This is a genomic window from Streptomyces chlorus (assembly GCF_042655885.1).
Classification (GTDB): Bacteria; Actinomycetota; Actinomycetes; order Streptomycetales; family Streptomycetaceae; genus Streptomyces; species Streptomyces chlorus.
Genome location: NZ_JBHSOA010000140.1, coordinates 21,491 through 32,715 on the forward strand (window position 1 = coordinate 21,491; position 11,225 = coordinate 32,715).

Sequence of the window (11,225 nt, forward strand, 5' to 3'; positions counted from 1 at the left end):
GTCGCACCCCGGCCCCCCTTCGGCCCTGAACGAAACTCGTCCTCGAACGCCGGACGGGCGAGGGGCGACCCACCGCCCTCGGTCCCCCTCGGCCGACCGGGCCGACTCGACACCAACACGCCCTCGCGACCGACCTCGGAAACGCCCGCAGGGGCCGCCGCGGGGCCTCGCGCGCCCGGATAGCGGACGCTGTGTTCCCTTTTTGGACAACCTGCCCGCGCGGGCCCCGTTTCCGTTGACTCCCTCAACCTCCCCTGTGAGTCTTCTCGCCACCCTGACATGCACACACCATGTCGGACTCCGAGTGGCCCACCCCACGGCCACCTCCCGAAGGAGACAGTGTGAGACGACCATTCGCCGTGGCGAGCTTCTCCCTCGCCGTCGTGCTCGGCTGCGGAACACTCCCCGCCGCGGCCGCCGCTCCCGCGGACACGGGCCGGTCCGCCACCGCCGTGAACGCGCTCGCCGCGCCCGACGTCGACGTGACGAAGGTGCGGGCCCACCTGAGCGAGCTCAGCGCCATCGCCGCTCGCAACGGCGGCAACCGCCGCTCCACCACCCAGGGGTACCGCGACTCGGTCGCCTACGTGAAGGGCAAGCTGCAGGCCGCCGGGTACACCGTCACCGAGCAGCCCTGCACCTCCGGCTGTACCAGCGGAGCGGGCCCCAACCTGATCGCCGAGTGGCCGCAGGGCGACGCGAACAACGTGTACATGTTCGGCGCCCACCTCGACAGCGTCTCGGCGGGCCCCGGCATGAACGACAACGGCTCCGGCTCGGCCGCGCTCCTGGAGAACGCCCTGGCCCTGGCCCAGCAGAACCCGGCCATGCGCAACCGGGTCCGCTTCGCCTGGTGGACCGACGAGGAGCAGGGCCTCAACGGCTCCAATTTCTACGTCCGTTCGCTGTCCTCCACCCAGCGCTCCGGGATCCGGGCGTACTACAACTTCGACATGGTCGCCTCGACCAACGGCGGCTACTTCATCAACCGCATCACCACGTCGGCCGCCGCGCCGATGAAGGCGTACTGGGACTCGCTGGGCCTGCAGCCCGAGGAGAACACCGAGGGCGCCGGGCGCAGCGACGACTACCCCTTCCAGCAGGCCGGCATCCCCACCTCCGGCTACGCGATGGGCGCCAGCGCCCGCAAGACGTCCGCACAGGCCGCAAAATGGGGCGGCACGGCCGGTTCCGCCTACGACCCCTGCTACCACCGGTCCTGCGACACCCTCACCAACATCAACACCACCGGCCTGAACCGCGCGGCCGACGGCATCGCCCACACCCTCTGGCAGCAGGCCGTCTCCTGAAGCCGGAACGCCGCCGGGCCCCCGCCCGACGGCGTACGGCAGGTCCTGCGACAGGTCCGCGGCCGAGGCCGACGGCGGCACGCTCACCACACCGTCCGACGCCAACGCCCGCAGCCGGCGCGTGCGGCGCCCGGCCGGCCCGACGGCGTACGCGGGCCGGCGGGCGGCCCTCCCCCACCGGCCATGGGGACACGTCCCCGCGGCCGGTGGGGGCGCGTCCCCGCGGCCGGGCCTCCCGGCCGATGAGGCGTGCCCCCGGCAGACCCGGCCGGCTCCGGTCTCCACGCGGTACTCCGCCCCGCCGTCCCCTCGTGGCGGGGCGGAGTCCGTTCCGGGTGGGTACCCGCACGGAATGCCGGCAAGGGGCCGGCAGGAATACATCCGGCCCGCACCACTGCTGTGGACCTTGGGAGGTACGACGATGACGACCACGGACGACGACCGGCGCTACCGCATCGAGCACGACTCCATGGGGGAGGTGAAGGTACCGGCCGACGCCAAGTGGCGCGCCCAGACCCAGCGCGCCGTGGAGAACTTCCCGATCTCGGGGCAGCGCATCGAACGCGCCCACATCGAGGCCCTCGCCCGGATCAAGGGCGCCGCGGCGAAGGTGAACGCGCGCCTCGGTGTGCTGGACGAGGACATCGCCGAGGCGATCGGCGAGGCGGCCGGGGAGGTCGCCGGGGGAAAGTGGGACGAGCACTTCCCCATCGACGTGTTCCAGACGGGTTCGGGCACCTCGTCCAACATGAACACCAACGAGGTCATCGCCACCCTGGCGACCGAGCGGCTCGGGCGCCCCGTGCATCCCAACGACCACGTCAACGCCTCCCAGTCGTCCAACGACGTCTTCCCGTCCTCGATCCACATCGCCGCCACCGCCGCCGTCACCCGGGACCTCGTACCGGCTCTGGAGCACCTCGCGGCCTCGCTGGAGCGCAAGGCCGAGGAGTTCGCCGACGTGGTGAAGTCGGGGCGTACGCACCTGATGGACGCCACGCCCGTCACCCTCGGGCAGGAGTTCGGCGGGTACGCGGCCCAGGTGCGGTACGGGGTCGAGCGGCTGCACGCCTCCCTGCCCCGGCTGGCCGAGCTGCCGCTGGGCGGGACCGCCGTCGGCACCGGCATCAACACCCCGCCCGGGTTCTCGGCCGCCGTCATCGAGGAGGTCGCCGAGGTCACCGGGCTGCCGCTGACCGAGGCCCGCGACCACTTCGAGGCGCAGGGCGCCCGGGACGGCATCGTGGAGACCAGCGGCCAGCTGCGGACGATCGCGGTCGGGCTGACGAAGATCGCCAACGATCTGCGGTGGATGGCCTCGGGGCCCCGCACCGGCCTCGCCGAGATCGCCCTGCCCGACCTCCAGCCCGGCTCCTCGATCATGCCCGGCAAGGTCAACCCGGTCATCCCGGAGGCCGTGCTCATGGTGAGCGCGCAGGTCGTCGGCAACGACGCGACCGTCGCCACCGCGGGTGCCGCCGGCAACTTCGAGCTCAATGTGATGCTGCCCGTCATCGCGAGGAACGTCCTGGAGTCGATCCGGCTGCTCGCGAACGCCTCCCGGCTGCTCGCCGACCGTACGGTCGACGGGATCGTCGCCGACCGCGAGCGCGCCCGTGAGTACGCCGAGTCCTCGCCGTCCGTGGTCACCCCGCTCAACAAGTACATCGGCTACGAGGAGGCCGCGAAGGTCGCCAAGAAGGCGCTGGCGCAGCGGAGCACCATCCGCCAGGTGGTCCTGGAGGGTGGGTACGTCGAGCGGGGCGACCTCACCGTGGAGCAGCTCGACGAGGCCCTGGACGTCCTGCGGATGACGCGCCCGTGAAGCGGAGCGGCTGAGGCGCGTCCCCGTCGTGCCCCGCGGCACCCCCGTCCCGCCTCCGCCGTGTCCCCGCCATGCCCCGTCATGTCCGCGGCGGTTCCGCTCGGGTGAACCGTGACGGGGACCGCAGCGGCGTGTGCCCGAGGCACCTAATATCTGCCCATGGCAGAGGACGGAGCGGCAGGGCCCGAGGAAGCGGGCGGCCCGAGGCGCGAGCATGGCGTGACGGCAGCGGGCGGCCCGCGGTCCGGGACGGCGGGCGGCCCGGACGGCCACTGGGCGCCCGGGACGCAGGTGCTGTGGCGCTACCGGGAGAACGGCGGCGCGCGCTTGCACATCGCGCGCCCCGTCACGGTCGTACGCGACGATCCGGAGCTGCTCGCCGTGTGGATGGCGCCCGGCACCGAGTGTGTGAAGCCGGTGCTCTCCGACGGCACTCCCGTGCACCAGGAGCCCCTCCGGACCCGGTACACCAAGCCCCGTACGGTCCAGCGCGACCGCTGGACCGGGACCGGTGTGCTGAAGCTGGCCCGGCCCGGTGAGCCCTGGTCGGTGTGGCTGTTCTGGGACCAGGACTGGCGGTTCAAGAACTGGTACGTGAACCTGGAGGAGCCACTGGCCCGTTGGGCCGGCGGGGTGGACTCCGAGGATCACTTTCTGGACATCTCCGTGCACCCGGACCGTAGTTGGCACTGGCGGGACGAGGACGAGTTCGCGCAGGCCCAGCGGGACGGACTGGTGGACGCCGCGCTGGCCGGCCGGGTGCGCCAGGCGGGCCGGGACGCGGTGGCCGTGATCTCCCGGTGGGGAGCCCCGTTCTCGGACGGCTGGCAGGACTGGCGCCCGGATCCGTCCTGGGCGGTACCTTCACTGCCACCGGACTGGGACCGCACGCCCGCGCATCTGTCGTCATGAGACTCTTGATGCACCCCGGGTCAGGAAACGTAGGATCGTCCTCCGCAAGGCACCGGGCGGCAGCAACTTCCGGAGCACGCGCTGGGCTTGACCGAACGTCACCGAGGGGCGGCAGGACGTGAGCGAGGGGTACGGCACCACCGGTGCGGGCCGGGGACGGTCGGCAGGAGACACCGGAGCAAGCGCCCACCACACGGGAATTCCGTTCCCTGGGCACGGATTCCGGGTATCGGAGTTCCGGCGGGACGTACGGTGTGTACGGCGTGCGTCCCCGGCCTCACGTTCACGGGGCAGACGGGAATGTGAGGAACGGGCCGTGGCCCCGGACGGATGGACTCGACACGCGTGACGGAGCAGCCGACCTCCTACGAGCGCCCGGACCCGGGCGTCACTCCCGCGGATGCCCACGGGGCGTTCCTGCCTGCCTCGGCACCGGCACACGGGCCCGGCTCGACATCGTCGTCATCGCCGCCGTCGTCCGCGCCGGCGTCTCCGGCTTCGCCGGCGTCCTTGGCGCCGTCGGGTACGGCCGGGCCCGGCGCCGAGCACTCCCAGCCGCACGCCGGGCAGGAATCCGAACCCGACGCCCATCGACCTCGGCCCGCGCCCGAGGGCATCCCGCTCCAGCCGGCCGGAGGACAGAAACCCGACGTGCACGACCACCCGGCAGCGGACCACCCGGCAGCGGCTCCTCCGGCATCCGGTGGTGCGTCCAAGGAGCGAGGGGGCCAGGAGCGGGGGGACCAGGACCGCGGGTCCCGGGAACAGGCGTCCCAGGACCGCTCCGTACCCGTCCTCGACGGCCTCGAGCGCCGCACCGGTCAGATCACCCCGCCCGGGAAGCCCACCCCGATGCGGCGGGACGGGGACCGGCTGAGGTTCGTCGGCGCCGCGACCCGGCGGATCGCCCGCGGCATCGATCTCGAAGAGATCGTGATGGGCCTGTGCCGGGCCACCGTGCCCACCTTCGCCGACACCATTCTGGTCTATCTGCGCGAACCGCTGCCGGTCGGTGACGAGCGGCCCACCGGTCCGCTGGTGCTGCGGCTGCGGCGCAGCGACCGGATCCCGGCCGAGCGCGACACCGAGGGCGGTTTCGTGCCGGCCGCCACCCCCGCACCGTCCGCGCTGGACTCCATCGGCTCGGAGCGGTGCACGGTGCGGCCCGGCAGCGCGCTCGCCGAAGTGCTGCGCGGTGTACGGCCGGTGTTCACGGACGCGCCCGCCGCGCGTGCCGCGCTGCCCGAACTCCTCGGCGAGGGCGTCGAGTCGGCGGTCCCCGACGGTCAGCGGGCGATCCTCGCGCCGCTGCGCGGCCGGCGCCGGGTGATTGGCGCGGCCCTGTTCCTGCGCGGCCCCGAGCGGGTCGCCTTCGAGGCCGACGACCTGCTGGTCGCCGCCCAGCTCGCCACGCACAGCGCCCTCGGCATCGACAAGGCGGTGCTGTACGGGCGGGAGGCGTACATCGCGGACGAGTTGCAGCGGACCATGCTGCCGGAGAATCTGCCGCGCTGCACCGGCGTGCGGCTGGCCTCCCGCTATCTGCCGGCCGCCGAGACCGCGCGCGTGGGCGGTGACTGGTACGACGCCATCCCGCTGCCCGGCAGCAGGGTCGCGCTGGTCGTCGGCGACGTCATGGGGCACTCCATGACCTCCGCCGCGATCATGGGCCAACTGCGCACCACCGCCCAGACGCTGGCCGGGCTCGACCTGCCGCCGCAGGAGGTGCTGCACCATCTGGACGAGCAGGCGCAGCGGCTCGGCGCGGACCGCATGGCGACCTGCCTGTACGCGGTGTACGACCCGGTGGCGCACCGCATCACCATCGCCAACGCCGGTCATCCGCCGCCCATTCTGCTGCACCTGGGCGGGCGGGCCGAGGTACTGCGGGTGCCCGCGGGCGCCCCGATCGGCGTCGGCGGCGTGGACTTCGAGGCGGTCGAGCTGGACGCGCCCGCCGGGGCGACGCTGCTGCTCTACACCGACGGCCTGGTCGAGTCCCGGCTGCGGGACGTGTGGACCGGCATCGACCAGCTGCGCGACAAGCTCGCCGCGACCGCGCAGCTGACCGGCCCGGACCATCCGCCGCCGCTGGAGGCGTTGTGCGACGAGGTGCTCGACATGCTCGGTCCGGGCGACCGGGACGACGACATCGCGCTGCTCGCCGCCCGCTTCGACGGGATCGCGCCGAACGATGTGGCGTACTGGTTCCTCGAGCCGGAGGACGCCGCTCCCGGCCGGGCCCGCCGGCTGGCCCGCAAGGCGCTGTCCCGGTGGGGCATGGAGGACCTGAGCGACTCGGTGGAGCTGCTGGTCAGCGAGGTGGTCACCAACGCGGTCCGGTACGCCTCCCGCCCGGTCACCCTGCGGCTGCTGCGTACGGACGTTCTGCGCTGCGAGGTCGGTGACGACGTGCCCCAGCTTCCGCGGCTCCGCCAGGCACGCGCCACGGACGAGGGCGGTCGCGGCCTCTACCTGGTCAACCGTCTGGCCCGCCGCTGGGGCGCGACCCGACTGAGCACGGGCAAGGTGGTGTGGTTCGAGCTGAACCACGGAAACTGAACCACGGAAACCGAACGGTGCCGACGATGTGTGGGGCGCCCGGTCCTGTCACCGGGCGCCCCACACATCGTTCGCTTCCCCTTCTGTTCCCCCTCCCCCTCTACTGCTCCTGGCCGTCCGGCGATTTGTCCGGGTCGGGCGGGATCTCGACGGTGGGCGGGGGGAAGGTCGGCTCCGTCGGTGGGGTGGTCGTCGGTTCCTCGGTGGTGGGCTCGGTCGTCGTCGGTTCCTCGGTCGGTTCCTCGGTGGTCGGAGCCTGGGTGGTCGGTTCCTCGGTCGTCGGCTCCTCCGAAGGTGACTCCGACGGCGACGCGGGGGCCGACGAGGACGGGGGCGGGGCGACGGCCGCGCCCTGGTCGGTCTCCAGGTCGAACCTGCTGGCCTCCTTCGCCACACCGAAGGTGTACGCGGCCCAGATCTGTGCCGGGAAGCCACCGCCGTTGACCCGGGGCAGGCCGCCCGCGCCGTACATCTCGACCTGCGGGTGCGGAGGTTCGTCGTCCTCGCCGAACAGGCCGACGGTCGTGATCAGGTCGGGGGTGTAGCCGGTGAACCAGGCCGACTTGTTGTTGTCGGAGGTGCCTGTCTTGCCGGCGACCTGCTGGCCGTCGCGCAGCGGGTTGTCCCGGACCGCCGTGCGGGCGGTGCCGTCGTCGACCACGCCGGTCAGGACCGAGGTCACCGTGTCGGCGGCCTCGCGGCTGATGACCTGCTCGCCGACCGCGTCCGGGACGGTGACGGTGCGGTTGAGGTGCGCGGCCGACTTGATGATCGTCGGAGTGGTCCGCTTGCCGTGGTTGTCGAGGGTGGCGTAGACGGCGGCCATGTCCATCGGGCTCGCGCCCATGGAGCCCAGGGTCTGGGCGGGCACCGCCTCCAGGTCCTCGACGTCCATGCCGAGCTTGCCCGCGGTCTCCATCACCTTCTCCATCCCGACGTCGACGCCCATCTGCGCGAAGACGGAGTTGACGGACTTGTTCATGGCCGTCTGGACGGTGATGTCGCCGTAGTCCCGGTCGTCCTCGTTCTCCGGGGCGAAGCCCACCTTCCTGCCGTTGTCCTCGACCGGGCGCTTGCTGGTGCCGTCGTAGACCGTGTTGGCCACGATCGGCCGGCCGTCCTGCGTCTCGGCCTGTTCCTCGACCGCGGCCGCCAGGATCACCGGCTTGAAGGTGGAGGCGGGCTGGTAGTCGGCACGGGTGGCGTTGTTCGTGAAGTGCTTGAGGTAGTCCACGCCGCCGTACAGCGCCACGACCGCGCCGGTCTTCGAGTCCACGGAGACGGCGCCGGCCTGGATGTCGGCGTCGACCTTGCGCTCCTTGGGGTCCAGCTTGCCGGTGAGCCGGCTCTTGACCGCCTCCTCCAGCGCCTTCTGCTTCTTCTTGTCGATGTTGAGGGTGACGGTCCAGCCGCCGAGGTCGACCAGGGCGTCGGCCTCCTTGGCGTCCGCGGCAGTGCCTTCGGCGACCAGTTGCCGCTTCAGCGCCGCGTTGGCCTCGGTCACCAGGTAACCGACCTGGCCGGCCTGGCCGGGGTTGCCCTTGGGGTCCTTCGGGACCGGGAACTCCATGCCGGAGCGCTCGGCGGCGTCCAGCCACTTCTGCTCGACCATGTTGTCGAGGACGTAGTTCCAGCGGTTCTTGACGAGCTTCTTGCTGGTGTCCGAGGCCACCGCCCAGTCGTACTGGCTCGGCGCCTGGAGGAGTGCGGCAAGGTAGGCGCCCTGCTCGACGGTCAGGTCCTCGGCGTCGACGCGGTAGTAGGCCTGGGCGGCGGCCTGGACACCGTAGGCGCCACGGCCGTAGTAGCTGGTGTTCATGTAGCCGGCGAGGATGTAGTCCTTGGACTTCTCCCGGTCCAGCTTCAGGGAGATGACGAGCTCCTTGAGCTTGCGCGAGACCGTCTGTTCCTGGGTCAGGTAGTAGTTCTTCACGTACTGCTGGGTGATCGTCGAACCGCCCTGCGCGCCCCTGCCGGACGCGGTGTTGAGCAGACCGCGCGCCGTGCCCTTGAGATCGACACCGGCGTCCTTGTAGAACGTCTTGTTCTCGGCGGCGACGAACGCCCGCTGGACCGGCTTGGGGACCTGCGCCAGGTCGACGACCTCACGGTTGACCTCGCCGTCGCGGGCCATGATCGAGCCGTCGCTGTACTTGTAGACGTTGCTCTGCTGCTGGGCGTCGGCGTTCCCCTCGGGGATGTCGATCACCATGTACAGCACGATGAAGGTGCCCATGCCGAGCAGACAGAGGCCGAAGGCCGTGCCGAGGATCTTCTTCCAGGTGAAGAGGCCGCGTATCCGGCCCCGGCCGTTCCCACCCGCCGAACGGCCCCCGGATTCCGCACGGTGCCCACCGCGCTGTCGTGCGCGTCGTTCTTCCGCTCGTCCCATGGGTCCGTTCTGCTCCGTTTCGCTCGGGTGTGCTGACGAGGCACACAGATTCACCGATCAGGTCAACTCCGCAAACTAACACCGGAAGCCATGACAAAAGCTGCCGATCCGGCCTTTACCGGCGTGACAATCAGCACCCGCCCCACCGGAACCGCCACCCGTCTCACCAGAACCGACGTACGAAACCTGTTCATGGTTGCCGCGGGCTGCTAAAGTGATATCACTTAGATATGCGGGCGCTAGCGGCACGCAGCTCACGCGGCGGCGCCCCGAGAAACGGGGGGATCACCCATGACCACACACGCCACGAAGGCCGCACCGGCCACGGCCGACGTACCCGAGATGCCCGACCCGCGCGTGCGGGAGACGGCGGCTCACAGCATCGGCGGCGGGCTCGCCCTGACGCTCGGCCTGGTCGGACTGCTGCTCGGCATCGGGCTGGTCGTCGGCGCCACGGCGGTCGCCGGGACCGCCGCGAAGGCGCTGCTGATCATCTTCGGCATCCTGATCGCCCTCGCCGCGTTCCTCGCCATGTGCGGGCTGAACATGGTGGCGCCGGGCGAGGCCCGGGTGGTCCAGCTCTTCGGGCGCTACCGGGGCACGATCCGCCAGGACGGCCTGCGCTGGGTGAACCCCTTCACCTCGCGCACCAAGATCTCGACCCGGGTGCGCAACCACGAGACCGCGGTCCTCAAGGTGAACGACGCCTACGGCAACCCGATCGAGCTGGCCTCGGTCGTGGTGTGGCGGGTGGCGGACACCGCGCAGGCCTCCTTCGAGGTGGACGACTACGTCGAGTTCGTCTCCACCCAGACCGAGGCCGCCGTCCGGCACATCGCCATCGAGTACCCGTACGACGCCCACGAGGAGGACGGCCTCTCCCTGCGCGGCAACGCCGAGGAGATCACCGAGAAGCTCGCGGTCGAGCTGCGCGCACGGGTGGACGCGGCCGGCGTCGAGATCATCGAGTCCCGCTTCACCCACCTCGCCTACGCCCCCGAGATCGCCTCCGCGATGCTCCAGCGGCAGCAGGCGGGCGCGGTCGTGGCGGCCCGGCAGCTGATCGTGGAGGGCGCCGTGGGCATGGTCGAGACGGCACTGGCCCGGATCGCCGAGCAGGGCATCGTGGAAATGGATTCCGAGCGCAAGGCCGCGATGGTGTCCAACCTGATGGTCGTCCTGTGCGGTGACCGCGCCGCGCAGCCGGTCCTCAACACCGGGACCCTCTACCAGTGACCGCCCCGTCCGGCCCCGAGGACCAGACCCCTCGGCGCAGGCCGCAGCAGCGCAAGCAGGTGCTGCTGCGGCTGGACCCGCTGGTGTACGAGGCACTGGCGCGCTGGGCGAACGACGAGCTGCGCTCGGCAAACGCACAGGTCGAGTTCCTGCTGCGGCGGGCGCTCGCGGAAGCGGGCCGGCTGCCCGGCGAGGCGGGCCCCCTGCCCCGCCGGGGGCGCCCGCCCGTACAGCAGCAGCCGCCCACGCAGCCGCCACAGGTCGGCCGGCCGCCGCAGCCTCCACCCGAGGATCATCCACCCGAGCCCCGATGACCGCCCCGGGGCCGAGAACCTTCCCGAGCCGGACGCCCGCCCCGGGGCCGAGAACCTTCCCGAGCCGGACGCCCGCCCCGGGGCCGGTGACCCACCCCGCGCTCCGATGACGCCCTCCGGACCCCTGCCTCCTTGGGTCCCCGGAGCCTTTCGTCCGGAGGGGGCCGAACCCCGTTCTCCGGTCCGGCCCCCTCCGGACGAGATGCGCCGGCCCCCAGGATCCGAGCGCCCGTCCACCCCACTCCCGCCCCGGTGACAGAACCGTGACAACCGGCCCCCACCTGGGCTCCCGCACCTCGCTCCGCGACCTGCACACTCCGCGTATGCACCGCACGTATACACACTGTGTAGAGTGCTCGCCATGTCCATCGGTCACACCCTTCTAGGGCTCCTGGAGTCCGGCCCGCGCCATGGTTACGACCTGAAGCGGGTCTTCGACGCGAAGTTCGGTCACGACCGGCCACTGCACTACGGCCAGGTCTACTCGACGATGTCCCGCCTGCTGAAGAACGGACTCGTCGAAGTCGACGGCATCGAGGCCGGCGACGGCCCCGAGCGCAAGCGGTACGCGATCACCGAGGCCGGCGTCACCGACGTCGCCCGCTGGCTCGCCACGCCGGAGAAGCCGGAGCCGTACCTCCAGTCGACGCTCTACACCAAGGTCGTCCTCGCGC

The 11,225-nt window shown here is 71.6% G+C and carries 8 protein-coding genes; 7 read left to right on the forward strand and 1 reads right to left on the reverse strand.

Translation table 11 applies throughout. The features are described from left to right. Window positions 1-341 precede the first annotated feature (341 nt). The 4 genes from ACFPZI_RS36790 to ACFPZI_RS36805 all read left to right on the forward strand — a co-directional run bounded on the left by ACFPZI_RS36790 (window position 342) and on the right by ACFPZI_RS36805 (window position 6,609). Window positions 342-1,310: a M28 family metallopeptidase gene (locus ACFPZI_RS36790; RefSeq protein WP_381371514.1), complete on the forward strand. Its 969-nt coding sequence runs from the start codon at window positions 342-344 to the stop codon at window positions 1,308-1,310. Window positions 1,311-1,731: 421 nt separating this feature from the next. Then, window positions 1,732-3,135 (forward strand): class II fumarate hydratase, encoded by a 1,404-nt coding sequence (locus ACFPZI_RS36795; protein WP_381371515.1) that lies wholly within the window; start codon window positions 1,732-1,734, stop codon window positions 3,133-3,135. A gap of 159 nt (window positions 3,136-3,294) precedes the next feature. After that, the gene (fomD, locus tag ACFPZI_RS36800) at window positions 3,295-4,047 is read left to right on the forward strand and encodes a cytidylyl-2-hydroxypropylphosphonate hydrolase (protein ID WP_381371516.1); all 753 of its coding nucleotides are present in this window, start codon (window positions 3,295-3,297) and stop codon (window positions 4,045-4,047) included. Between the two features lie 345 nt (window positions 4,048-4,392). Further along, complete coding sequence (locus ACFPZI_RS36805; protein WP_381371517.1) at window positions 4,393-6,609, forward strand: ATP-binding SpoIIE family protein phosphatase; 2,217 nt, start codon at window positions 4,393-4,395, stop codon at window positions 6,607-6,609. Between the two features lie 100 nt (window positions 6,610-6,709). On the opposite strand, the gene ACFPZI_RS36810 is transcribed toward ACFPZI_RS36805, so the two are convergent. Next, window positions 6,710-9,001: a transglycosylase domain-containing protein gene (locus tag ACFPZI_RS36810; protein ID WP_381371518.1), complete on the reverse strand. Its 2,292-nt coding sequence runs from the start codon at window positions 8,999-9,001 to the stop codon at window positions 6,710-6,712. A 291-nt stretch (window positions 9,002-9,292) separates the two neighbouring features. Here ACFPZI_RS36810 and ACFPZI_RS36815 point away from each other — a divergent pair, with 291 nt between their 5' ends. The 3 genes from ACFPZI_RS36815 to ACFPZI_RS36825 form a co-directional block, all read left to right on the forward strand. Continuing rightward, entirely contained in the window at window positions 9,293-10,237 is a 945-nt protein-coding gene (locus ACFPZI_RS36815; protein ID WP_381371519.1) for an SPFH domain-containing protein, read from the forward strand. Continuing rightward, the gene (locus ACFPZI_RS36820) at window positions 10,234-10,551 is read left to right on the forward strand and encodes a type II toxin-antitoxin system antitoxin (protein WP_381371520.1); all 318 of its coding nucleotides are present in this window, start codon (window positions 10,234-10,236) and stop codon (window positions 10,549-10,551) included. Before ACFPZI_RS36815 ends, ACFPZI_RS36820 begins: the two co-directional genes overlap by 4 nt. A gap of 361 nt (window positions 10,552-10,912) precedes the next feature. Then, on the forward strand, window positions 10,913-11,225 hold a 313-nt coding region (locus ACFPZI_RS36825; protein ID WP_381371521.1), incomplete at its 3' end, for a PadR family transcriptional regulator.